The sequence below is a fragment of the Lactococcus hircilactis genome (genome assembly GCF_009601015.1).
GTDB lineage: Bacteria > Bacillota > Bacilli > Lactobacillales > Streptococcaceae > Lactococcus > Lactococcus hircilactis.
Genome location: NZ_WITJ01000001.1, coordinates 174,958 through 201,452, shown reverse-complemented (window position 1 = coordinate 201,452; position 26,495 = coordinate 174,958). Strand labels below are relative to the sequence as shown.

At 38.5% G+C, this 26,495-nt stretch carries 19 protein-coding genes and 1 riboswitch; all 19 genes read left to right on the top strand.

Going from position 1 to position 26,495, the window contains the following annotated elements; translation table 11 throughout:
* The first annotated feature begins 102 nt into the window (after nucleotides 1-102).
* The 19 genes from GHI93_RS00895 (at nucleotide 103) to GHI93_RS00810 (ending at nucleotide 26,491) form a co-directional block, all read left to right on the top strand.
* Nucleotides 103-1,125 (top strand): branched-chain amino acid aminotransferase, encoded by a 1,023-nt coding sequence (locus GHI93_RS00895; protein WP_153494731.1) that lies wholly within the window; start codon nucleotides 103-105, stop codon nucleotides 1,123-1,125.
* A gap of 144 nt (nucleotides 1,126-1,269) precedes the next feature.
* Complete coding sequence (gene gltB / locus GHI93_RS00890) at nucleotides 1,270-5,742, top strand: glutamate synthase large subunit (RefSeq protein ID WP_153494730.1); 4,473 nt, start codon at nucleotides 1,270-1,272, stop codon at nucleotides 5,740-5,742.
* Nucleotides 5,742-7,187, top strand: coding sequence for a glutamate synthase subunit beta (locus tag GHI93_RS00885; RefSeq protein ID WP_153494728.1), 1,446 nt, complete (start codon nucleotides 5,742-5,744; stop codon nucleotides 7,185-7,187). The genes gltB and GHI93_RS00885 overlap by 1 nt, the downstream gene beginning before the upstream one ends.
* 49 nt (nucleotides 7,188-7,236) lie before the next feature.
* The gene (locus tag GHI93_RS00880; protein WP_153494726.1) at nucleotides 7,237-8,502 is read left to right on the top strand and encodes a diaminopimelate decarboxylase; all 1,266 of its coding nucleotides are present in this window, start codon (nucleotides 7,237-7,239) and stop codon (nucleotides 8,500-8,502) included.
* Nucleotides 8,503-8,635: 133 nt separating this feature from the next.
* Complete coding sequence (locus GHI93_RS00875; RefSeq protein WP_147780183.1) at nucleotides 8,636-8,884, top strand: YneF family protein; 249 nt, start codon at nucleotides 8,636-8,638, stop codon at nucleotides 8,882-8,884.
* Nucleotides 8,885-8,967: 83 nt separating this feature from the next.
* Nucleotides 8,968-10,395 (top strand): glutamate racemase, encoded by a 1,428-nt coding sequence (gene racE, locus GHI93_RS00870; RefSeq protein WP_153494725.1) that lies wholly within the window; start codon nucleotides 8,968-8,970, stop codon nucleotides 10,393-10,395.
* A 10-nt stretch (nucleotides 10,396-10,405) separates the two neighbouring features.
* The gene (locus tag GHI93_RS00865; protein ID WP_153494723.1) at nucleotides 10,406-10,909 is read left to right on the top strand and encodes a metallophosphoesterase; all 504 of its coding nucleotides are present in this window, start codon (nucleotides 10,406-10,408) and stop codon (nucleotides 10,907-10,909) included.
* A gap of 19 nt (nucleotides 10,910-10,928) precedes the next feature.
* Nucleotides 10,929-11,390: a cyclic-di-AMP-binding protein CbpB gene (cbpB, locus tag GHI93_RS00860; protein WP_153494721.1), complete on the top strand. Its 462-nt coding sequence runs from the start codon at nucleotides 10,929-10,931 to the stop codon at nucleotides 11,388-11,390.
* Nucleotides 11,368-12,084, top strand: coding sequence for a site-specific tyrosine recombinase XerD (xerD, locus tag GHI93_RS00855; protein ID WP_153494719.1), 717 nt, complete (start codon nucleotides 11,368-11,370; stop codon nucleotides 12,082-12,084). Before cbpB ends, xerD begins: the two co-directional genes overlap by 23 nt.
* Before the next feature lie 30 nt (nucleotides 12,085-12,114).
* Nucleotides 12,115-12,846 carry a segregation/condensation protein A gene (locus GHI93_RS00850; protein ID WP_153494717.1) on the top strand — a complete coding sequence of 244 codons (732 nt, stop codon included), beginning with the start codon at nucleotides 12,115-12,117 and terminating at the stop codon, nucleotides 12,844-12,846.
* Nucleotides 12,839-13,447 (top strand): SMC-Scp complex subunit ScpB, encoded by a 609-nt coding sequence (scpB, locus tag GHI93_RS00845; RefSeq protein ID WP_153494716.1) that lies wholly within the window; start codon nucleotides 12,839-12,841, stop codon nucleotides 13,445-13,447. Before GHI93_RS00850 ends, scpB begins: the two co-directional genes overlap by 8 nt.
* Nucleotides 13,434-14,150 (top strand): pseudouridine synthase, encoded by a 717-nt coding sequence (locus tag GHI93_RS00840; protein WP_153494715.1) that lies wholly within the window; start codon nucleotides 13,434-13,436, stop codon nucleotides 14,148-14,150. Before scpB ends, GHI93_RS00840 begins: the two co-directional genes overlap by 14 nt.
* Before the next feature lie 69 nt (nucleotides 14,151-14,219).
* Nucleotides 14,220-14,412, top strand: a riboswitch (FMN riboswitch).
* Between the two features lie 110 nt (nucleotides 14,413-14,522).
* Nucleotides 14,523-15,107, top strand: coding sequence for an ECF transporter S component (locus GHI93_RS00835; RefSeq protein WP_153494713.1), 585 nt, complete (start codon nucleotides 14,523-14,525; stop codon nucleotides 15,105-15,107).
* A gap of 191 nt (nucleotides 15,108-15,298) precedes the next feature.
* Entirely contained in the window at nucleotides 15,299-17,119 is a 1,821-nt protein-coding gene (locus tag GHI93_RS00830) for an ABC transporter ATP-binding protein (RefSeq protein WP_153494711.1), read from the top strand.
* Complete coding sequence (locus GHI93_RS00825; RefSeq protein WP_153494709.1) at nucleotides 17,109-18,893, top strand: ABC transporter ATP-binding protein; 1,785 nt, start codon at nucleotides 17,109-17,111, stop codon at nucleotides 18,891-18,893. Before GHI93_RS00830 ends, GHI93_RS00825 begins: the two co-directional genes overlap by 11 nt.
* Nucleotides 18,894-19,110: 217 nt before the next feature.
* Nucleotides 19,111-20,775 carry an acetolactate synthase AlsS gene (gene alsS, locus GHI93_RS00820; RefSeq protein WP_153494707.1) on the top strand — a complete coding sequence of 555 codons (1,665 nt, stop codon included), beginning with the start codon at nucleotides 19,111-19,113 and terminating at the stop codon, nucleotides 20,773-20,775.
* A gap of 525 nt (nucleotides 20,776-21,300) precedes the next feature.
* Nucleotides 21,301-21,975 (top strand): zeta toxin family protein, encoded by a 675-nt coding sequence (locus GHI93_RS00815; protein ID WP_153494797.1) that lies wholly within the window; start codon nucleotides 21,301-21,303, stop codon nucleotides 21,973-21,975.
* Nucleotides 21,968-22,132 carry a hypothetical protein gene (locus tag GHI93_RS12795; protein WP_170272353.1) on the top strand — a complete coding sequence of 55 codons (165 nt, stop codon included), beginning with the start codon at nucleotides 21,968-21,970 and terminating at the stop codon, nucleotides 22,130-22,132. The genes GHI93_RS00815 and GHI93_RS12795 overlap by 8 nt, the downstream gene beginning before the upstream one ends.
* Before the next feature lie 909 nt (nucleotides 22,133-23,041).
* Nucleotides 23,042-26,491, top strand: a complete 3,450-nt coding sequence (locus GHI93_RS00810; protein ID WP_153494705.1) for a SpaA isopeptide-forming pilin-related protein — start codon at nucleotides 23,042-23,044, stop codon at nucleotides 26,489-26,491.
* Nucleotides 26,492-26,495 lie beyond the last annotated feature (4 nt).

Here is a 26,495-nt window from a genome sequence, read left to right as displayed (position 1 = left end):
CTTGAATTAATCGAAGAAAAATAATATAATTTCTATTATAGCAAAAAAATGAACGACGATGCTAAAACGAAGCGTTGTTGGATTGAGTTGGAGGAATGAGCTATGACAGTGGACATTGACTGGGAAAATCTCGGTTTTGAATATCAAAATCTCCCTTTTCGTTATCTTTCATATTATAAAGATGGAAAATGGGATGAAGGTAAATTGACAGGGGATAATCAATTACATTTTAGTGAATCATCACCTGCGCTTCATTATGGACAGCAAGGATTTGAGGGGTTGAAAGCTTATCGTACGAAAACAGGGGAAATTCAACTTTTTCGTCCAGATATGAATGCGAAACGTTTGCAAAAAACAGCGCACAAGCTTTGTATGCCAGAGGTTCCGACTGAAAAATTCATTGATGCTGTGATGCAAGTCGTCAAAGCAAATGCTGATTATGTGCCACCTTATGGGACAGGTGCAACACTTTACATTCGTCCACTTTTAATCGGAATTGGTGATGTAATTGGTGTGAGACCTGCGACAGAATATATCTTTACAGTTTTTGCCATGCCTGTTGGGGCGTATTTTAAAGGGGGATTGGTCCCTTCCAAATTTGTTATTTCTCGTGATTATGATCGCGCTGCGCCTCTTGGAACAGGTGGGTCTAAGGTTGGTGGAAACTATGCAGCATCACTTCAAGCAGAAATTGAAGCTAAAAATGCAGGATACGCCGATGCCATTTATTTGGATCCAGCGACGCACACAAAAATCGAAGAAGTCGGCGCTGCCAATTTCTTTGGCATTACTAAAGAAGGTGAATTTGTTACACCGCTTAGCCCATCGATTTTGCCATCAATCACAAAATATTCTTTACTTTATTTAGCACAGCATCGTTTGGGCTTAAAAGCGACGGAAAAAGAAGTTTATGTGAAGGATTTGGATCAATTTGCTGAAGTTGGCGCTTGTGGAACAGCGGCAATCATTACACCAGTTGCATCCATTGATGATGGAAAAACGCATCATGTCTTTTATTCAGAGACAGAAGTTGCACCGACCATACGGCGCTTATATGATGAATTAGTTGGTATTCAATTTGGTGATGTGAAAGCACCAGAGGGTTGGATTTATAAAGTTCAATAATACCAATGAAAAAAATACAACGCTTCGTTGTGTTTTTTTGTCAAAGAAATTTTACATTTTATCAAAATAGTCTGAAAATATTGATTTTTTCAATTAATTCAAGTAAAATAAGGTGTAAACTTTTTTACGAATGAGGAATAAGTGATGGATACTAATAAAGAAACAGCTTTAAAAAATACGATGTGGGAACCAGAGTTTGAATCGGATGCCTGCGGAATGGGATTTATTGCCCAAATTGATGGACAACCAAGTCATCAGCTGGTGGAACACGCGTTGACGATGCTCAAACGAATGAATCACCGTGGAGGAACAGGAGCAGAGCCTGAGACTGGTGATGGCGCTGGTGTTTTAGTTACCTTACCCCACGAGTTTTTTGCGGAGATCGCAAAATCTCAAGATAAAATACTGCCAAAAGCTGGTGACTATGCAGTTGGACAGTTCTTTTTGACACGTGAACATTACAGAAAACAAGAATTACTTGAAGCGATTAAGGCAGTCATTAAGTCTGAAGGACATGAGGTGATTTTTGTTCGTGATGTACCGTTTCATTTTGATGCTTGTGGGTTGAGTGCGCAAAAAATAATGCCAGCTTTTGTACAAGTTTTTATCGAAAAATCTGCTGTCAGTACTGACAATAAAGCATTTGAGGATAGTTTGTTCAAAATGCGTAGAACACTTGAGAAGCGCTTTGATGAGCAAGAACTCTATATTTGTTCGTTGTCAAGTCAAACCGTCGTCTATAAGGGCATGTTGCATGCGTATCAAGTAAAATTATTCTATCCTGACTTGTCAGATTCACGCTTTAAAGCACACATCGCATTGACTCATAGTCGTTTTTCGACCAATACTTTCCCATCTTGGAATCGGGCACAACCGTTTCGATTTTTGGCTCATAATGGAGAAATCAATACGCTGCGCGGCGCTGAAAACTGGATGAAAGTTAATGGCGTTGAAATGTACAATGAGAATAATTCAGATTCAGCAAAACTTGAAAATTGCATGGAGTATTTTGTACGAAATGGTCTTGAAATTCCTGAAAGTTTGTTGATGATGATTCCTGAAGCGTGGGGAGAAAAAGCGAAGCTGAGTCCTGAATTATCCGCATTTTATGAATACGCAACAACGCACATTTCGCCTTGGGACGGTCCAGCTGCACTTGTCTTTACTGATGGGAAAATGGTTGGTGCACGTTTGGATCGAAATGGACTTCGTCCAAATCGCTATATTATCACAAAAGATAATTTTATTATCGCCTCAAGTGAATCTGGTGTTGTTGATATTCCAGCAAGTGAAATTGTTGAAAAAAGTGTGTTGGGTCCAGGGAATATGATCCTTGTGGATACTCAAAAAGGGGAAGTAATCCGTAATGAAGCGGTCAAAAAACATTATGCGAGCAAACATCCTTATCAAGAATGGTTATCTAAAGGACTCAAAACGCTGTCAGTACTGACAGGATCTGAAAAAGTGGCCGACATTAAACCAGAGCAGCTAAAAGCGATGTGGAAGTTGTTTGGCTACAATGATGAAATCATCCGCACGGTCATGCTTCCGATGGCTACAGCAGGACAAGAACCAATCATTTCCATGGGATTTGACGCACCGCTGGCTGTCCTATCCGATCAAGCACAATCGCTTTATACTTTCTTTAAACAACAATTTGCACAAGTCACCAATCCACCAATTGATGCCATTCGTGAGCAAATCGTCATTGGAACAGAGACGTATCTTGGGGAGGATGGAAATCCAACACTTGTCAGTGCTGACAACGTTAAAAAACTTAAATTGGAAAGTCCAGTACTCACGACAACAGATTTTGAAAAGATCTTATCGCTCAAGGAAAACCGTTATCACACAGAAATTGTATCCACTTTATACGATGAAAATGATGTCTTAGAAAATGCACTGAATAAACTCTTTTATCATGTTGAACAGTTGGTTTCTGATGGTGCAACGATTATCGTATTGAGTGATCGGGCGTTTGAAAAAGGAAAAGTACCGATGCCGATTTTACTTGCGATGTCAGGACTTTATCATTACATGTTGGGGAGAAAATCAGCCAGTAAATTTGCTATCATCGTGGACACAGCAGAAGTATGTGAAGTCCATCATTTCGCAGCGTTAGTTGGTTTTGGTGCATCTGGAATTCACCCATACGGCGCGTATGCGACGCTTAAAGATTGGGATTGTGGATCAAAAGAAGCACTTGAAAATTATCGTCATGCTGCAGAAAAAGGAATTGTGAAAGTCATGAGTCGGATGGGAATTTCAACGATTTCAGGCTATAAAGGCGCGCAGCTTTTCGAAGCTATCGGACTGTCTAAAGCAGTGATTGATAAATATTTTACTGGCACGACAACACGGATTGGTGGATTGTCACTGGCACAAATCGAGCAAGAGTATCGCAAACGTTACGAAAAAGCGTACGGCAGACGAGCCAATGATGAACTTGAAACAGGAGGAAGCTTTCAATTCCGTGGAGATGAGGGAGAAGCGCACATTTATGATCCAATCATGATTTATCAAATCCAAAATGCAGTACGAAAGAATGATTACGCGCAGTTTGAAAAATACATTGGACATCTCAATGAACACGGAAAAGAACATCCGACAAGTTTGCGTCATCTCTGGGATATCCGCTCGACACGTCAGCCGATTTCGCTCTCAGAAGTGGAACCCGCAAGTAAGATTGTGAAGCGATTTAAAGTCGGTGCGATGAGTTTTGGATCACTTTCTAAAGAAGCGCATGAATGTATCGCCCAAGCGATGAATGCCATTGGTGCAAAATCCAATTCCGGTGAAGGTGGCGAGAATGCTAACCGTTATCATAATGAAAATAATTCAAAAATCAAACAAGTCGCATCAGGACGTTTTGGTGTCTCAGCTGCGTATTTGATGTCCGCAGAGGAAATACAAATCAAACTCTCACAAGGCGCAAAACCAGGTGAGGGAGGACAACTTCCTGGCAAAAAAGCGTTCCCTTGGGTCGCCGAAGTACGTAATTCAACACCCGGTGTGAGTTTGATTTCTCCACCTCCTCATCATGACATTTATTCGATTGAAGACCTTTCACAATTAATTTTTGATCTTAAAAAGATTAATCCATTCGCAAAAATTAATGTGAAACTTGTTTCTTCCACAGGTGTTGGAACAATTGCAACGGGATGTGTCAAAGCTGGTGCAGATAAAGTCGTGATTTCAGGATACGATGGTGGAACAGGTGCAAGTCCACGAAATTCAACGCGTGATGCAGGTTTGCCGTGGGAAATGGGATTGATTGAAGCACATCAAACACTCGCGATGAACAATTTACGTGATCGAATGACTCTTGAAACAGATGGAAAAGTAGTGACGGGGCGAGACATTGCGATTGCAGCGATGCTTGGTGCAGAGGAGTATTCATTTGCAAGTCTTGTTTTGGTTGCGATTGGATGTATTATGACGCGAAATTGCCATTTGAACACATGTCCTGTTGGAATTACGACGCAAAATCCAGAACTCCGAGCACAATTTTCTGGAAAACCAGAACATATTATTCGATTAATGATGTTTATGGCAGAAGATTTACGGAAACTTCTGGCGCAACTAGGCTTTAGATCAATGAACGAACTCATTGGACACGCAGAATTATTGCACTGTCAAACCGATCTTCCAGATAAAATGAGAGGACTTGATTTCAGTCGAATGATTGGTCAAACGATTACCATTCAACCAAAATCAGAAAATCCATTTTATGATGCAAAACCTTGGCGTGAGTTGGATGCCTTCACTGAATCTGAGCTCAACAAAGGGACTTTTGCTACGGTTCATGAAGAAATCAATAACATCAACCGTACTGCCGGAGCAAGAATGGCGGGTTGGGTTGCCGAGCGTTATGGAAATTTTGGACTTCGAGATGGTGCAATAAAATATGTTTATACAGGTATTGCAGGGCAATCTTTTGGTTCTTTTGCCACCTCAGGAATGGAAATTACCTTGATTGGTGAAGCAAATGATTACATCGGGAAATCCTTATCTGGCGGTCGATTAATTGTTAAACCACCACATGATGCAGCATATGATATTGAAAACACGTCAATTGTTGGGAACGTTTCTTTGTTTGGAGCCATCAAAGGTGAAGCTTACTTCCGCGGACGTGCTGGAGAGCGCTGTGGGGTTAGAAATTCAGGAGCAAACTTTGTCGTTGAGGGAGTAGGAGATCACGGTTGTGAGTATATGACAGGTGGTGTTGCAGTTGTTTTAGGAAGCACTGGACGAAATTTTGGTGCTGGAATGTCAGGTGGCGTGGCTTACGTCTATGATGTCAATGGTGATTTTTCTGGAAAAGTAAACCAAGAAATGGTTGAGCTATATGCACTTGATCAGACAGCTGGGGATGATGTTTTACTTGAATTATTAGAAAATCATATCACTTATACCGATTCTAAAAAAGCAAAAGCGATTCTTGCCAATTGGCCAAATGAAAAAGAGAAATTCATCAAAGTTTATCCAAAAGAATTCCATCATATCAACGATGTTGAAGCTCAATTGGCAAAAACTGGTTTAGCAGGAGAAGCTTTAATTTATGAAACATTTGAACAAGTACAAAATGAACAAAATCAAAAAGGAGGAGGGAAATAATGGCTGATCCAAATGGTTTTTTGAAATATCCTAGAAAAGACAATCCTTACCGTGAAATCGCCGAGCGTGTTCGTGATTTTGCTGAACTACAAATTCCTTTATCCAATGAGGAGCGACAAAAGCAAGCGGCGAGATGCATGCACTGTGACGTGCCATTTTGTCATTCAGGTATTTTTTATGGAGGAAAACGCGCAGTTTCTGGCTGTCCTAATGACAATCACATTCCAGAATGGAATGACTTGGTTTATCGCGGGGCAATGAAAAAAGCGTATGAGCGCATGAGTTTGACAAACGCTTTTCCAGAATTTACGGGCCGAGTGTGTCCTGCGCCATGCGAAAAAGCGTGTGCCGAAGCACTCAATGGTCCAGGAATTACCATTAAAGATAATGAACGATATATTGCAGATACAGCAAATGCCCAAGGTTGGGTAATGGAGATGGGAAAACCAGCAGCACGTACAGGAATCAAAATCGCTGTGGTGGGTTCTGGTCCTGCAGGATTAGCTGCCGCATGGCGCCTTAATCAATTGGGACACTCTGTCACAGTATTTGAAAAATCCGATCGTTTTGGCGGGCTCTTGATGTATGGAATTCCCAATATGAAGTTAGATAAAGCGCTAGTGGAGCAGCGTATTGACATCATGAAATCACTCGGGGTTGAATTTGTCGCTCAAGCAGAGATTGGAAAAACGATTTCCTTTGAATCCTTAAAATCAGACTATTCACGTGTAATTATTGCTACAGGTGCTGGAATACCACGAGATTTGAAAGTGGAAGGACGTGAAGCTTCGGGCATTGAATTTGCTGTTGATTTCTTGACTCAAACGACAAAAACGTTGCTTGATGCTAAAGCAACCACACTTGAAAAAACATTAGAAGGCAAGCATGTGATTGTCATTGGTGGTGGAGATACAGGAAACGATTGTATTGGGACAGCGGTCAGATTAGGAGCAGCGTCCGTGAAACAGTTTGAAATCACACCAAGTTTACCGCTGACAAGAGCTGAGAATAATCCTTGGCCAGAATGGCCGATGGTCATGAAACATGGTTATGGACAAGAAGAAGGAACTTTTGCTGGAAATGACGCACTGACAGAGTACACAATTGGAACAACAGCTTTTGTCAGTAATGACAGAAATGAAGTCACTGGTCTAAAAGTAGCGCAAGTAGGACCAGATTTTAAACCTGTTGCCGGCACTGAGCGGGAAATCAAAGCTGATTTGATTTTACTTGCGATGGGATTTGTGGGGACAGATCAATCAATTTTGAACGGCTTTGGTGTTCATGAAATTTATGATCAGTATAATACAAATCAGAGCCAAATTTTTGTAGCAGGCGATGCTAGACGCGGCCCATCATTAGTAATATGGGCGATTCGAGAAGGAAGAAAAGCGGCAGAGGCAGTAGATGAGAGCTTAGCGCAGCTCATCAAAGTATCTGTATAGATACATTAAGAAACAATTGAGACAAACGATCTAAATATTTGGGAGAATTATGAAAACACCATTTGTTACAAAAACACAACTAGAAGAAATTACAAAAACATATCCAACTCCTTTTCACATTTACGATGAAAAAGGAATTCGTGAAAAGGCAAGAGCACTTTATCAAGCGTTCTCATGGAACAAAGGGTTCAAAGAATTTTTCGCCGTCAAAGCCACACCAACGCCAGCGATTTTAAAAATTCTTCACGAAGAAAATTGTGGTGTAGATTGTGCGAGCGGTGTTGAATTACTTTTGTCACAAAAATGCGGTTTTTCAAAAAATGAAATCATGTTTTCATCCAATGACACGCCAAAAGAAGAATTTTTAGCTGCTCAAAAACTCGGAGCGACAATCAATCTCGACGCTTACGACCATATTGCATTTCTGTCAGCACTGACAAAAACTGATGGTTTTGAATTTCCAAAAACCATGAGTTTACGTTATAATCCCGGTGGCGTTTTTTCGATGGGCACTCAGATTATGGATCATCCAGAAGCCTCAAAATTTGGAATGACTAAAGATCAGGTGGTCGAGGGGATTAAAGCACTCAAAAAATTAGGCGTAGAAACATTTGGACTGCATAGTTTTCTCGCCTCCAATACGGTGACGAATGATTATTATCCTGAACTTGCCCGTCAGTTATTTGAATTTGCACTTGAAATCCGTGATTTAGTTGGTGTTGAGATTGACTTCATCAATCTATCTGGAGGAATCGGGGTTAATTATCGCCCCGAAGAAAAACCCAATGATATTGCAGTGATTGGAGAAGGTGTGCATCGCGTTTTTGATGAAACATTAGCCGCAAATGGCATGCCAAATGTCAAAATCTATACAGAATTGGGACGCTTTATGCTTGCGCCTCATGGACTTTTAGCGACTCGGGTTTTACACAAAAAGAAAACCTATCGCACTTATATCGGTGTTGATGCTTCAGCAGTTAATCTTATGCGTCCCGCGTTTTATGACGCCTATCATCACATTACTGTTTTAGGAAAAGAAAAGAGCACAAGTACAGAAACTGTAGATGTCACAGGATCACTTTGTGAAAATAATGACAAATTTGCAAAACAACGGACGTTACCAACGATTGAACCGGGTGATTTACTTGTCATTCATGACACGGGAGCACACGGATTTTCGATGGGGTACCAGTATAATGCCAAACTTCGTTCAGCAGAGCTGTTGTTACAAGAAAATGGCGAAGCAAAACTCATCAGACGAGCTGAAACACCAGAAGATTACTTTGCGACACTCTACGGATTTGATTTTGAATGAGAAGATAAAAAAGGGGACATTTCAAATGCGCCCTTTTTTAATTTCCCTACTGACAAAATACATAAATTTTGTTATAATGATGATGTAAGCATGCACAATTTTTTAATTGCGCATAAAGATTAGGAGACGACTAATGAATTTAGTTTTAGCGATTATTTTGATGATTGTTTTTGCACTTGCTGGTTTTGCTGGTGGGACATACTATATGCAACGTCAAACAAAGAAAATGTTGATTGAAAATCCACCACTAAATGAAGATGGTGTTCGACTGATGATGAGTTCTATGGGACGTAAACCAAGTGAAGTCCAAGTGCAACAAGTCCTTCGTCAAATCCGTGCTGCTGCAAAACAAGCAGATAAAGATGGAAAAAAGAAAAAATAAACACACAAAAATGATACTTTGCTTTTCTAGCAAAGTTTCATTCATATAAAGAAAAATAGCATCACTATTTTTGGGAGGACAAGATGGACAACAGACCCATCGGATTACTTGATTCAGGTGTTGGGGGACTAACAGTTGTTCGAGAACTTCTTCGTCAACTACCAAATGAAGAAATTGTCTATATCGGGGATACACGGCGTGCTCCTTATGGTTCACGCGAAAAAGCACAAATCACAGCTTTTACTTGGGATATGGTCAATTTTTTGTTGTCTAAGCAGGTTAAAATGATTGTAATGGCGTGTAACACTGCCACAGCAGCTTGCCTTGAAGAAGTCAAAGCGAAATTAGATATTCCAGTCATTGGCGTTATCTTACCTGGCGCATCAGCAGCATTACAAGTGACCCACACTAAAAAAATTGGCGTCATCTCAACAGAAGCCACCTTAAAATCAGGTGCTTATGTTAAAAACATCCTTAAACGCTCTTCAAATATCAAAATTTACCCCCTTTCATGTCCAAAATTTGTACCCATTGTAGAATCTAATGAAATGGAGTCAGAGATTGCACAAAAAGTAGTTCAAGAAAGTTTACATCCTTTGATCGGAAAAGTAGATACTTTGATTTTAGGCTGTACACATTATCCACTTTTAAGACCCTTGATTCAAAAAACTATGGGAGACCAAGTGAGATTGATTGATTCAGGAGCAGAAACAGTTCGCGATATTTCTGTTTTACTTAATTATTTTGCTATTAATGGTGAAAAAAGAGAACATCTCCACCACCATTTTTATACCACAGCAAGTATTAAACCCTTTTATGAAATCGCAGAAAATTGGTTGGGAATTAAAGATTTGAAAGTTGATCACGCAGAAATCGAAGAAAAAAATACACGAACCCTTCTCATTGCGACTCGAAATGAAGGAAAAACAAAAGAATTTAAAAAATTATTTGCAGATTTTGGATACACCATCAAAAATCTCAATGATTTTCCTGAATTACCTGAAATTGAGGAAACGGGCATGACGTTTGAAGAAAATGCACGACTTAAAGCAGAACAAATATCACAGCTCACACAAGAAACTGTCATCGGAGATGATTCTGGACTTTGCGTGGATGTTTTGGGGGGGTTACCTGGAGTATGGAGCCATCGATTCGCTGGTCCTAATCCAACGGATAAAGAAAACATCATCAAATTACTTCATGAACTCGCATCAACCCAAACGACACCAGAGCGACGTTTAGCACACTTTCATACGACCTTAGTTGCGGCGCGCCCGCATCACGAGAGTCTTGTGGTAGAAGCAGATTGGAATGGACGGATTGCACTAAAACCTCAAGGTGAAAATGGCTTTGGATATGATCCTATCTTTCTCGTTGGGAATTCGGATCAATCTGCAGCACAATTGAGCGATGAAGAAAAAAATCACCTCTCTCATCGAGGACAAGCGCTTCAAAAATTGATGACCGCCTTGCCAGCATGGTTGAAAAGTGAAAAAAATCCTAAAAATTAAAGGAGAAAAGATGTTTGTTGTAATGTCAGATTCACATGAGGATCGTGATGTGATTCAAAAAATTAAAACGCACTATCAAAACAGTGCGACAGCTATTTTTCACTGTGGAGATTCAGAATTATCAAGTCAAGATCCGATTTGGGATGGAATCACTGTTGTCCGTGGCAATTGCGATGATGATGCTGCATATCCCAACTTTCTTACTCAAAAAGTCGAGGGAAAGAAAGTTTTAATCACACATGGACATCTTTATTTTGTCGGGATGGGACTTGATTCTTATGCTTCTTTTGCGGAGCAAGAAAACGCAGACATTGCGCTTTTTGGTCATATTCATCAACCAGTGGCTCAAATCATTAACGGGATTTTATTTCTGAATCCTGGCTCAGTAGCGCAGCCTCGTGGGAAGTATCAAGTAAAAATGTATGCTGTTATTGAAATAAATGAGGGACATTTTCATGTCTCATACCGTGATTTAAATCATCAGCCGATAAATACACTGCAGTTTGATTTATAAGCACTAAAAGGAGTTAAAAATGATTGATCCCAAAATAAAAGCATTTCTTTTATCACAAAGCGATTCTTTCGTTAAAAAAGCAAAAGATGTTGCCATTGTATCATCAGATCATAATTTAGCCCACGCAAAATTATTATTAAGTCAGTATCAATATTCCAGAGTTCCAGTGCTTGATCAGAACAAAGCGTTTGTGGGTGTGATTGGATTGAATGAAATTGTAAACTATGAGTTGGCACATGAATTAAGTCCTCAAACGCTTCAAGAGGTCCCCGTTCAAGCTGTCGTAAACACGAAAATTCCCACCGTACAGCAAAACTTCACGCTTGAAGAGTTACTTTATCTATTGATCAGTGAACCTTTCATTCCAGTCTTACAAGGAAATACTTTTGTAGGGATAATTGTTCGACAAGAAATTCTAAGTGCTTTTAATGCCTTAGCACACGATTTTACGAAAAAATATGAAATTATTGAACGAAATTGATGGTTTTTTAGCCAGTAAAAACTTTTCTGAAAATACAAGGTTAAATTATTATTATGATTTAATGACTTTTTATCATTTTTTTGATCAAAAAACGTTAAATGAAACGCGTTTAGCACTTTTTCGTGCGTCTTTTGAGCATACTGCTCCATCAGCACAACGCAGAAAGATTTCATGCGTGAATCAATTTTTGCTTTATCTTTACCATAATGGAAAAGTAGAACATTATTTTCATCTGGAACAAGTCGCTAAAATTGAAAAGCAAGATAAGAAAAGAGCCAATCCTAAATACAAAGAATTCCCTGAATTTTATCAACCGATGACCTCAGTAGGTCAGTTTATTGCTATTTTGATTTTAGAATTTGGATTAAACTTTTCTGAAATTCAGCAATTGAGATGGGAAAATTTCAATTGGACCTTTAAAATTTTAACCATTGACAAAAAAGGAATGACACGAGTTCTTCCAATTCGAGAAAAATTTGCACTGCGTGTGAAAAGCATTACGAATGCGGATGAGTTGTTTAGTAAAACACGTCAATTTTTATATTTAGAACTCAAAAAATATACGAATTATTCTTCAAAAGAATTACGAGAACAATATATCTTAAGACAAATCAGATCTGGGAAAACAATTTATGAATTAGCTGAATTACTTGGACTGTCAACGATTGTGACGCTTGAAAAATATTATAGATAGAGAGTTTACATAAATAAAAAGACGTTAAACATGGCAAATGAAATAAACATAAAAATCAATGAATTTGAAGGACCACTTGATTTACTCTTACATCTCGTGAGTCAGTACCAACTTGACATTTTTGAAGTTCCGTTGGTTCCTGTGATTGAGCAGTATTTGGCTTTTTTGAATGCTTCTCAAAATTTGGAACTCGAGCGTGCTGGAGAGTACATGCTGATGGCAAGTCAATTGATACTGATCAAATCTCGTCGGCTTCTTCCAGCGGTGACAGAAAGTTTTGAAGAAGATACCGCGCAATTAGAGTTTGATTTACTCTCTAAAATTGATGAATATCGCAAGTTCAAGTTACTTTCTGAGCAATTCAATGCACGTCATGAAACACGGAGTCATTTTTACTCAAAATCTAAAACGGAAATTGTCAGTGAAGAAATGACCTTGATTAAAGATCGCACGAGTATTGATTTGTATCTTGCATTTAATAAAATTTTAGAATTACGAAAAATAAAAGTTCAAGATGAAAATACAACGGTTGAAGCAGAAAAATATACCGTTTCTGAAAAAATGGCGTGGTTGACCACATGCTTTTCAAAAAGAAAACAATACAAGTTCAGCCAACTTTTTGATGAAGAAAAGCCTAAAATAGAGTTACTTACGACGTTTTTAGCTTTGCTTGAACTCATCAAAAATCAGCACATCATTTTTAGTCAAGAACACTTATTTGGTGAGATTATTTTAGAAAGGGGAGCAATGGTAAATGAATAAAACGGCAACGTGTGAACTTTTACTTTTTGTTTCTGGCGATGCTGGATTATCAATCGATGAGCTGTCAGTACTGACAGAATTACCCAAAGCGGCCTGTCAGCAGCAAATTGAGCATTTGCGTGAAAAATATCAAGCAGATGAAGAATCTGCTTTTACCATCATTGAAACTGCTGGCAAATATAAGATGACGAGCAAGGAAATTTTTGCAGATTTTCTAAAAAATTATGCCAAAACTCCACTGAATCAAACGCTTTCTAAATCCGCAATGGAAGTTTTATCTATCATTGCTTATAAACAACCAATCACACGACTTGAAATTGATGGCATCAGAAATGTCAATTCTTCAGGTGTGATTGCGACATTACGTGCTTTTGATTTGATTCAAAAAATTGGAGAGGTTGAAGCACCAGGACGTCCAAGTTTGTATGCCACAACTGACTTTTTCTTAGATTATATTGGAATTAATCAGTTGGATGAATTACCTGAAATCAATGAAGCAGCATTCGATGCTGAAAAACAAAATTTATTTGAATTACAAGATCATTTTTTAGATGAAAATGATTCACAAGAAAGCACAGAGGAAAACCATGACAAGAATTAATAAATACATCGCTCACGCAGGAGTGGCAAGCAGAAGAAAAGCAGAAGAGTTGATTCTTTCTGGTCGTGTGACTGTAAACGGCGAAGTAATGAAAAATTTAAGTTATCAAGTCGAATCGGGTGATTTGGTTGAGGTCAATGGGATTGCCATTTATAACGAAGAACCTGTTTATTATCTTTTGAATAAACCACGTGGATACATTTCTTCTGTCAGTGATGACAAAGGACGTAAAACTGTCCTTGAGTTGCTCCCTCAAATCAAAGAACGAATTTATCCTGTTGGGCGCTTGGATTGGGATACTTCTGGCTTATTACTGATGACTAATGATGGTGATTTTACGAATTTAATGACGCATCCAAGTCATGGAATTGAGAAAGTTTATGTGGCGAAAGTTGAAGGTCAAGCAAATAAGATCAATCTTAGACCACTAGCACTTGGACTTACGATTGAGGGAAAAAAAATCAGCCCTGCACATTACGAAATTTTAAAACAAGAGCGTGAGAAAAATCATTCTATTGTGAGTTTGACCATTCACGAAGGTCAAAATCACCAAGTTAAAAAAATGTTTGCAGCAGTTGGATTACCCGTTCAAAAGTTGAGTCGAGTGCAATATGGCCCGCTCACGCTTGACGGTGTTCCTTCTGGTAAGTATCGAAAATTGAGCAAAAAAGAAGTCTCACAACTGCTCAATCAAGTGCGCTAAAAAAATGGTCTGGGTTTTATATCGCCAAAATCGAATACTTGAAAAGACGTCAATAGTATGATAAGATAGACTTATCTTCAGGGCACCGTGAAATTCGGGACCGGCGGTAAATGAGGCTGACTTAGACACTCAGACCTCACAACTCCGCGATTCGCAAATGCGATTGAGCTAGTGAAAATCTAGCAGCGACAGTGCAGCATATGTTATGCTTAATCAACACTTTTTAGCGTTGGTTTTACAGTCTGGATGGAAGAAGATGGACAGTTTTTTCGTGTACGCTTGCTTTTTTTAGCATTGTTTTTCACGTTTAAAAATGCTTATCAACTTCCTCGAAATATGAAGAATTAATTTTTCTATTTGGAGGCTTTTTTTATGTCTAATTCTCGTACACGCAAAATGACGTTCATTTCGCTTTTGAGCGCGATTTCGTTCGTTTTGTCTTATTCCATGTTCCAATTTCCATTGGTTCCAGCTGCACAATGGTTAAAAGTCGATTTCACGATTTTACCCATTTTAATTGGACTTTTCATGTTTGGTTTATCCAGTGCATTTGCGATTTTAATTGTACGCACACTTTTATGGTTGGTGCTCAATAATCAAGGCATCAACACATGGATTGGCTTACCGATGAACTTTGTTGCGGTTTCTGTTTTTATGCTGGTGATCTGGTTCTTTTTAAGACAGAAATTCACGATTAAAAGTTTCATTTTAGCGTCAATTTTAGGAACGGTCGCTCTAGCGCTTGCGATGCTCATCCTCAATTATGTTTATGCAATTCCGCTGTATTCAAAATTTGCTGGTTTTGATATTAAATCAATGTTTCCTGGAGGAATTTCGGCTTACTTACTTGTCGTGATTATCTTCAATCTTCTTGAGGGTGCGATTTATGCGCTTGCGTTTGCTGCATTGTATTGGGCACTACGTGGTTCAAAAGCGATTAAATTTTTAAATAGCTAAAAAATGAGTTGAATAAAAAAATGAAGTGTAAAAACTTCGTTTTTTTTTGGAAAAGAATTGAAATTCAGCAGGATTCTTTTGTTTTAGGGGTTTCTTGCTTTTGTCCTTTATGGTATAATAATATTTAGAAAATTATGTTTTAATGTGATAAGTAATAGGATTAGAACAAATCAAAGGATTTGGAGCATTTTATGAAAATTTTTAAAGAACTGTGGTGGTTTTTTAAATCAGAAAAAAAAGGATACGGCATAGGCTTATTTGCTCTTTTTATGGTTTCATTGACACACCTTGTTCCACCACTCATCATCGGGAAATTAATTGATGCGATTGTAAAGCACAAGCTCAATTGGTCAGTACTGACAATTTATTTGTCAGTGCTTTTACTGACCGCTGCATTTGAGTATGCGTTTCGTTACATCTGGTCCACGAACATTTGGGGAGAAGCGTTCAAATTAGAAAAAATCATGCGGGCAAAATTATTTGAGCATTTTCTAAAAATGGATACGTTTTTTTATCAGAAAAATCGAACGGGTGACTTAATGGCTCATGCAACAAATGATTTGAGTGCTATCCAAGAAGTTGCTGGATTGGGTGTTTTGACTTGGGCGGATTCTGTGATGACAGGTGGGACTACAATTATTGCAATGCTTCTTTTTATTGATTGGCGTTTGACAATCATTGCCATTTTACCGCTCCCTCTATTAGCAGTAGTATCAAAAACACTGGGGGATCATATTCACGAAAGCTTTGAAAAAGCACAAGAAACTTTTTCTGAGATGAACGACAAAGTTCAAGAATCAATCACAGGAATGAAAGCGATTAAATCATTCGGAGAAGAGGAGCAGGATAAAGCGGATTTTCAAGAGAAATTAGACCACATTGACCAAGCTTTTGTTAAAGTCAATCGCATTGATTCAATGTATGATCCATTGATTACTTTTATCGTAGGAATTTCTTATACGTTGACCATTTTATTGGGAGGCTATTATGTGGTTCATCAGGTCCTGAGTTTAGGGCAATTGGTTTCATTTATGACCTATATTGGAAATTTAGTCTGGCCAATGTTTGCGATTGGGTTATTATTTAATGTCATGGAGCGTGGGCGGGCTTCTTATAGTCGTGTGGATAAATTACTTCACCAAGAAGCGCAATCTAAAACCTCAGATGGCACACTTTTAATGCCAGAAGAAGGAAAATTAGTTTTTGACGTTCACCATTTTTCATATCCAGATGAAGAAAAAATCAGAATTAATCAATTAAAATTTGAATTAGAATCTGGAAATTTGATTGGACTTGTTGGGCGCACTGGAGCAGGAAAATCCAGTATTATCAAACTTTTGATGCGTGAATTCGATCATTACGATGGTGAAATTTCTTATGCAGGACAATCAATAAAAAAATATCAATTGGATGAATATCTCACCTCGATCGGTTATGTGCCACAAGAACACTTCCTATTTTCAATGTCCGTCTTTGATAACATTCGTTTTGGAAAAGCTGATGCTTCACAAGAAGAAGTCACGCGTGCGGCAAAACTTGCGGGAATTCATGAGGACATTATTGAATTTTCAAACGGGTATGACACCTTAGTTGGAGAGCGTGGTGTGTCATTATCTGGCGGACAAAAGCAGAGATTATCCATTGCAAGAGCACTTTTGGTAGAACCTAAAATCTTAATCTTGGATGATGCCTTGTCAGCAGTAGATGCAAAAACAGAACACATTATTTTAACAAATCTGAAGAAACAAAAACATGCATTTGCAACAATTATTGTGAGTCATCGATTGAGTTCAGTCATGGAAGCAGATGAGATTTTAGTGCTTGACTCAGGTCATGTGGCAGAACGTGGAAAACATGAAGCACTCGTCAAAAATGAAGGATGGTATAGTAAAATGTGGCAAATGCAACAAATCGAAAGCCACTTAAGTGCTTCGTCAGCACTGACGAAAAGCGATTTAACTCCTTTGTCAGTACTGACAGAAAATGAAAGGAGCCTTTCAAATGGAAAATAATGATGAAAAGTTATCTTTCAAAGAAAATTGGACGATTTTTAAGTTTATCTTAAAATTTCTTCTCCCATTTAAAAAATATTTTATTCTTGCCTTTGTTTTCAGTGTTTTGACGACGATTTTGGCATCGCTCATGCCTTTTGTCATCTCAACGTTTATGGATTCATATCTGCAAACGCAAAAAGCAACAGATCAAATCATTTGGTTTTTTGCGATTTTGTATTTTGTCTTAAATGTCATCAATTCACTTGCTTTTTTCTTTAAATGGAATTATTTACAAAATGGCTCCATTTTTGTCAATCAGCACATCAGAAAAATCGTTTACGCAAAGTTACACACGCTTGGCATGCGTTATTTTGATCAAAAACCAACAGGATGGCTGATTACACGGGTCACAAACGATACAGATTTATTCAATTTCTGGCAAATGTTATTTAACGCTGTCACTAGTTTTTTATCGATCATCATTGCATTTACTGCACTTTTTGTCATTGATCACAAAATCGCTTTGATCATGCTTTTGTTTGTCCCGATTCTTTTGTTGAGTGTCGTGCTGTATCAGCGCATCTCCACAAAAGTATATCAGCTCATGCTAAAAAAACGCTCAGAATTGAATACAAAATTAAATGAGTACATTTCAGGCATGCGCATCATTCAGCAATTTCGACAAGAAACACGACTTAAAGATGAATTTGAAGCGACCAACGAAGCTTATTATGGCTATCGCAGACGCGTAATACAAATCAACGGACTTCTTCTTAGCCCACTGGTCAACTTTTTAATGGGGCTTTCCATTATTGTTGTTTTAGTCATGTTTTCAGCACGCAGCATGCACACCATTGTTGCTGCAGGTTTGATTTACGCATTCATCAGTAATGTCCAAATTTACTTTCAACCCATTTCAAGTCTGATGGATTCTTTATCCAGTTTTTCAAATGGAATCGTTTCTGCAAGCAGAATCAAAACCATCATGGAAGAAACTCAAGAAGCACCAACCAATCAAACAGTACCTTCTGTCAGTACTGACAGAAATATTTTGAATGGAAAAATCGAATTTCGTCACGTTAATTTTTCTTATGATGGAGTGCATCAAGTTTTAAAAGATATTTCATTTATTGTTAATCCGGGCGAAACAATTGCATTTGTCGGACACACGGGATCTGGAAAATCAAGCATTATCAATGTGTTCATGCGTTTTTATGAGTTTTATGAAGGAGAAGTTTTGATTGATGATGTCGATATCAAAGCCTACCCAAAAACAGAATTACGTAAGAAAATAGGACTTGTATTACAAGATTCGTTCATGTTTGTCGCCAGTGTCACAGATAATATCAAAATGATGAATCCTGTCATTACTGACGAAGCTGCAAGAAGCGCAGCCACATTTGTCCACGCTGACAGCTTCATCAATAAACTCGAACACGGCTTTGACACGAAAGTCATCGAAGGCGGAGCCGCATTTTCAGCAGGCGAGCGTCAACTGATCAATTTTGCACGAACAATGGTTCGAAATCCTAAAATCTTACTCCTTGATGAAGCCACAGCAAATATTGATACAGAAACCGAAGCGCTCATTCAAAAAGGGCTTGGAAATATGCGTCAAGGACGGACAACAATGGCGATTGCACACCGATTATCTACCATCAAAGATGCAAACCAAATCTTAGTTTTAGAAGCAGGAAAAATTATCGAACGCGGCAACCACGATGAATTATTAAAGTTAAATGGATATTACGCAGACATGTATCGCTTGCAAAGTTTACAAAAAGAAGTCTAATGATTCACAAACTTTAGTGACATTCGTCGGTCAAATCACCACAACTTTGACATGAAATGAAAAACGATTACACATTATTCTTATCATGATGAAAGCGATTTTCTCATTTTATACTCATAAAAATAAATTTGATTTTTTGAAAAAGTTTGTGAAAACTGATAGAATATAGATTGAAAACAAGTAAAGTTTATTAAAATTAGTAAAAAAGAGGAAAAAAATGGCTGAAAAAAAATATGGCTCAGATCTCATTGTGGACAGTCTTATCAATCACGGTGTCAAATATGTTTTTGGAATTCCAGGTGCAAAAATTGACCACGTTTTCGATCGTCTTGAAAACGATGAAAAAGCACCACAACTGATTGTCACACGTCACGAGCAAGGTGCAGCATTTATGGCACAAGCAGTAGGCAGATTGACTGGAAAACCAGGAGTAGCCCTTGTTACAAGTGGCCCAGGTGTTTCAAATCTTGCCACAGGACTTTTGACAGCTACCGCAGAAGGAGATGCAGTTCTTGCTATTGGTGGCCAAGTGAAACGAAGTGACCTGCTCAAACGCTCGCACCAATCAATGAATAACGCAGCACTCTTTGCACCGATTACAAAATATTCTGCAGAAATTCAAGATCCAGCGACCCTCTCAGAATCCATTGCAAATGCATGGCGCTTAGCGAAATCAGGAAAACATGGTGCAAGTTTCTTATCTATTCCACAAGACGTCACGGATGCCGAAATCGACACTAAAGCCATCAAACCCATGTCAGAGCCAAAAATGGGGAATGCTTCCATTGATGACATTAACTACCTCGCACAAGCGATAAAAAATGCCGTATTACCAGTCATTCTTGTCGGTGCAGGAGGATCAGATCCCATTGTTGCCAAAGCATTGCGCCACCTTCTATCAAACGTTGCGATTCCAGTTGTTGAAACCTTCCAAGGCGCAGGTGTAATTTCACGCGATTTAGAGCATACCTTCTTTGGACGCGTCGGTTTATTTAGAAATCAACCCGGAGATATGCTTTTAAAACGGTCAGATTTAGTGATTGCAGTTGGGTATGATCCTATTGAGTACGAAGCACGGAACTGGAATGCTGAAATTGATAGTCGCGTCGTCGTCATTGATAATGCGATTGCAGAAATCGACACATACTACCAACCAGAACGTGAATTGATCGGAAATATTTCACAAACGTTAGATAATCTTCTTCCAGCATTGATCGGTTATAAATTACCACAAGGCTCGGTTGATTACCTCACAAATCTTCGCAAAATTATGAATACCCGTGAAGAAAATATCCATCATGAGGCAGGATTGATTCATCCACTCGAATTTGTCGATGCATTCCAATCCATTGTAAAAGATGACGAAACTGTTACTGTTGATGTCGGCTCACTCTATATTTGGATGGCCCGCTACTTCAAATCCTACGAACCACGTCACCTTCTCTTTTCAAACGGCATGCAAACTCTCGGTGTTGCCCTTCCTTGGGCAATTACCGCAGCATTGCTTCGCCCAGGAAAAAGAGTGTATTCAATGTCAGGAGATGGCGGCATGCTCTTTACAGGCCAAGAACTTGAAACAGCAGTTCGCCTAAATCTTCCAATTGTCCACATCATCTGGAATGACGGCCATTTTGATATGGTTAAATTCCAAGAAGAAAAGAAATACGGTCGCTCATCAGGAGTAGATTTTGGACCAGTCGATTACGTGAAATACGCCGAATCTATGGGAGCTAAAGGCTACCGCGCCACAACCACAGAAGAACTGCACGACATCATCAAATCCATCCCACAAAACGAAGGCCCTGTCGTCATTGACGTCCCAATTGATTACGCAGATAACATCAAATTGGCAGATGCCCTCTTACCAGAAGAGTTTTACTGATAAAAAACAAGCAAATTGTGAAATAACAAAAATAAAAGAAGAAGTCCTTGAACACGTAAGCGTTCGGGGGCTTTTTTGTGAAATAAAACAGATGAAATTTTAAACAATTTTTGTGAAACTAGCTCCTAGTTTGTGAAAAATTGCCTATAATTGCCGAATTAAATACCCTTTTACCTCTCCAAGAATATGAGTATAGACCGATAAATTTATTATATGCTAGCAGAGGATCATTGAACATAATATAATGGTCATTAAGTTAGAAACGATACTTTTACGAAGATCTTTGCTAATCAAGAAGTATATGATTTTATGCGTGAAATTACAGTACAAGAAGCTTATAAAAAATGGCACAGTGATGAGTCAATAGTAGCTGACTAATTAAAAGTAAATTTTGGCTCTAACATTTTTTAAAAAAACTCACCATCTTTGAATACTTTAATATGGCGCCTAGAGCCTAAATTTTTAACCTATAATCTAAAAATATGTTAAGATAAGTATATCAAGAAATCAGGAGGGAATTGAATGTTGGAAGAGTTTGATATTCATTTAGAATATGCAAAAGCACACAAAAATCAATTTATTGCTGATATTGTATCAAATAAAAAACAACTTGAAGATAAAACAGCAGTATTCATGGCTGGTAGTCCCGGTGCAGGAAAAAGTGAAGTTGCAAGCTCCATTGCTTCAATTTACCCTGATTATGTTGTGATTGATGCAGACTATTTTCGCTCAAAATTTCCTGATTATAACGGAAAGAACTCAAGCAAATTTCAAAAAGCTGCTTCATGGTTAGTGGAACAATCTTTCAGATATGTGATTGAAAATGGGTATTCATTCATTTTGGATGCAACATTTGCTTTAATTAGCTCGAATAACAACATCAAACGCGCTTTAAAAAAGCATTTTAAGTCCTTAATATTTTACGTATACCAAGAACCATTGATTGCATGGAGTTTCACAAAAAAGCGTGAAGAAATTGAAGGGCGAGTTGTTCCGAAACAAACGTTTATCAATGCATTTTTTAAATCGAGAGAAAATATTATTAAGGCAAAAGCTAAGTTTCCTGAGATTGAATTAAATCTTGTGTTAAAAGACTTTAATAATAATATTTCTGATGTTCATTTCGATGCAGAAAACGTTGAACTTATTATCGCTCAAAATTACACTCGTGAGGAATTGGAGGAAAAAATCAATGACTGAAAAAGAAAAAATACAAGAAATTGCAAACAAATATGGTTCAAGTCTTGGAAAGCTTTCAAGTGAGGCAACAGCTAAGGAAGTTAAAACCGTTTTTAAATACTTTGCAGATGAAGCAAATCGTAAGCAACGTGAATTAGTGGGATTGAAAAATAAATAATTATGTTTTTTTACTTCCAAATACTTGTGTAAAATATTTGGAAGAGCGTAGCTTATTATATTTCAAATGATTAGCTTGCTTATACTTGCCAAAACCCCATGCTCATAGTTCGCTCATAATGATAAGGGATGATAATAATGGCGACAAATGTTGAATTACTGGTATTCATAACCACATTAACCGTACCAGAAGAGTTTTACTGATAAAAAACAAGCAAATTGTGAAATAACAAAAATAAAAGAAAAAGTCCTTGAACACGTAAGCGTTCGGGGGCTTTTTTGTGAAATAAAACAGATGAAATTTTAAACAATTTTTGGGAAACTAGCGTTTAGTTTGTGAAAAATTGCCTATAATTTCAGAATAAAATACCCTAGTTAATGGCCGATATGATTTTAAAAAATTTGTGGAAGAACTGGGGGAGTGGAGTGATGAAGGAGCAAATTTTGATGAAAAAATGAACGAATATGTGAGAAGAGAGTAATAATTGTAAATCAAATAATAAATCATATAGCGATACAATCCATGATATTTATTCTTTTGGCGTCTCTGATAATGAAAGATGTTGTTCAAAAAAATCTTTCTCTTTTCTTCATTTCTTGACTGATATTTCAAAAAACGAGATAAAGGGAAAAAAATAAAAAAAAACAAAAATGATTTGAACTAGTTAATTTTTGAAAAAATATCTTTAAATATTTCACTAAATTCAAAAATATTATACAAAACAGTTAATTTTTTTTTTTTGCTGCGTTGGTTTATTATTTGGTAGTAAAAATATATAATACAAAGTGTAATGTTTTTTTACGGTAGATAATCCGCTCGAAACGATTATTCCAGTCGTCTTGATGTTAGTGGTTCCGATTTTATTTTTAAATCTAATCTATCATTATTCCAAAGAAAGGAGTGTAAAGTATGGAAAAGAAAAAGGAAGGGGGAGAAGTGAAAGAGAAGAAAAAGCACAATAAATTGACGCTCTTGTCCCTCTTTTTTGTTATTGTTGCTTTGATAGGACTGAGCTTTTTTCAAGGAAAAAGCGAGGCTGATACTACTAACCCTTTTCAACTCGTTGCACTTCCGAGTGATTCGGGCTCTCCAGTAACAGTAACGAACGGTGTGCTTGATGACGGGATAACGGTTGATAATGCGCTGAATCCTGATGGAAGTTTGAAACAAAATGGCTTAGTAGGGATTGCTCCTTTGGCAACACCATTAAATCCTGGAACGGCTAACGCTTCAAGGATTACTGTTGCAAATCTGAGTGATGTCTCCACGTGGACACCGTCCGACTATACGCGCTATATTGATATGTCAAACGCCACTCAAACGGCTTTTGGGACAGACTACAATGGAAATTCAGGGACACTCACAACTACAGGTACTTATGGTACTTCACTATCAACAGGTTATCATTTTTCTGGCTTTCCAGTCCGTACTGTCGCTGCGGCAGGATCGAATGTAACTAATTATACGACGGATAAAAACGGAAAAGCGCTTAATTTTGGTTTGCTTGTCACTAATGTCAACTATGCAGGAACACCCATTGATATTAAGCTGACAGTTACAGCAGTTGAAGTTGGAAATACAGCAACCCAAGCACTGGCTAATTCCTACAATCTAGGAGCAGATACATCTTTCTATTTTGCCAAGCAAAATGGAATCTGGTCATTAAAAAATAACCCGCAAAGTATTGTTACCCAAATACAGTATACCCTAGCTTTTTACTATTCGGGGACCACGACACCATTTCCGATAAAAAATTCGCTAATGTACGGAGATCAAGAAGGACTTGCACCGTCCGCCTATAACACCACTACTGGTGCTTGGACATTTCCTGCCGCAACAGCAGGCAATATTGGCGAAGGCTTAAAACTTCAAAACGGGAATTCGGATGCAACGATGTTTCCCCAGTATTATTTTTGGGCAGCCAATGGGGCATATTACAAAGGCACATCCCTTCAGCCAGAAGATACTAGTATCCCTAGCGGGACAAAAGTTCCCTTCGTTAACATGATCGAAAAATTTAATGACTCATCCAACGCAAACGATGCTCAGTTTAATAAACAATATGGTTATTATAACCCAAGTACAAACACAATACATTCTAATGTTGAAGAATTTGTACCTGAGCAGGCGCAATTCTCCTTCCTCTATAATGGGGCTTCTTCTAGTAGTATCTATCAGCAAAATTCTATTCCTGCGAGTGGTGCAACTGTAGGTGCTTCATCCTATTACTGGAACTTCCTAGGGTTTGCGACCATAACTCCGTCTCAAACTCCACCACCAGTGAAGTATGTCTCGGACTCAGATGAGTCCATGGTCAGCTCAGATACTTTGTCAGATATTCATGAGCATTTTACTTATACGCTGGACGCTTACTTCCCAGTGCAGTATTACTCTGACTTTAATCTTGAAAACTGGAAGTTGACAGACGTCATCCCACCAGGGCTCACGGTTGATACAGCAAATATCAAAGCTTATCTCTCTGGAGGTTCTGCAACCAGCTTTCCAAGTGGTTGGACAGCAGACACCAACGTGTCCTCTGACTTCACCCCCACCATCAATAATGGAACACTCAGCTTTACTGCCGCATCAAGCATCCTGACCAATCCAGATACTTATGGAAAGTACAATACCGTACGGTTTGTGGTTCCTGTCTATGTGACCGATAGTTCAAAAGTTCAAAGAGATGCCAATGGCAAGGTCGCCATTACGAATACAACGACCAACTCTGGAACCTACTTTAATGGAATTACCTTTAGTAATAACTCCAACCAAGTCATAACGACAGTCCCAGCGGTAGAAGATCATCTATCCATCTCCAAAACGGTTGATAAAACAACCGCTGAAATCGGAACACAAGATCCAGCGACGCCGACAGATCCAAACTTGCAACCTATCAACTACACCATCCCATTCAGCAATACGAGCTCAGTCACCACGATGAATAGTGTCCGCTTATTGGATGTTCTCCCTTGGGATAATGACGGTCGTGGCACTGTTGGCGTTGTAAGTGGTAACCCACCGACCTTGAGTGCAATGACTGTGATTGATAAGGCAACAGGAAAAGCGGCCACAAATGCTCGTATCTACTATACTGCATCGTCTGGAACGGCCTCTGCCACGACGGATCCGAACACACTTCCGGCCGAGAGTGCCATCACAGCGAATGGTTATTCACTATATACAGGAGGCAGTATCAGCAATACAAGGGCAATCCTTGTCTATGTCGATAACTTACCAGCCAATGATACCTATACGCTTTCGTTCTCAATGAGCTATGGTGCTGGTCATGACGGTACTGTCCTCTATAACAATGCGAGGGTCAATTCAGTCGCCAATGAAGCCTTTACCTCTAATACGGTTAAGACGACGATTTATGGACGTAGCCTCTCAGGCTTTGTTTGGTATGATGATGACTACGACGGACTCTTTGACAATGGAGAAAGTAAAGTCGCTAATATTCCTGTGAAACTTTATCGGACAAGTAACGCCACAACAAGTTACCAAAAACAACTCGTTACCAGCGATATGCTTGGAAATAAATTTGTGGATAGCTCAGGCAATTCACTCGTCAATACGGACAGCAATGGGAATTATAGTTTTAACAATCTCCCAGAAGGAACTTATATTGTCGAGTTTCAGATCAATGGAAAAGTAGTGCAAGTCACAAAAGAGCTTTCCCAAAGCACAGCGTCTGACAATATTAATTCAAAAGTAACCGTTGGAACAAATCGAATCACAGATACTCCAGCGAGTGGTTCCTTGTGGAGCCATACAGGGCTTCCTCTTGCCAATCTAACAGCAAGTAATACGTCGTCGGGTACCTATAATATGTACTATAATAACCTCGGTCTGAATCGTACAGCAAATCTTGAAATCTTCAAATATCGTACTGGCACACTCGTTGACAGCAATAAAAACGGAAACTATGACCCTAATGAAATTGCGGCAGCAACGCCAATTCCAGGCGCTGGCTTTGAGATTTACAAAGGAAATCTCACAAGCTATCCAGCGGATGGAAATAAAGACAGTGCGTATGTCACAATTGGAACGACAAATAGTTCAGGAAAACTTGACGTCAATGCAGGATTATTTGGTCCGAATCAAACCTACACGATTTTTGAAGTGCAAGCCCCTGTCGGCTATGAATTAGCAAAGAGTCCTTACACTTTCACTGTAACTACAGGCAATCAAACAATCAATTTGCAGATTCCTGATAGTCCACAAACAACGCTTCCCTTTGCTGGTAATCATAATGGAGCACCTATCTTTGCCATATTAATCGCTTTTACTTCCATGTCAGGTCTTGGTCTCCTCGCCTTTGGAATAGACTGGGTTCGCAAAGGTAGAAGGGTACAATAAGCAA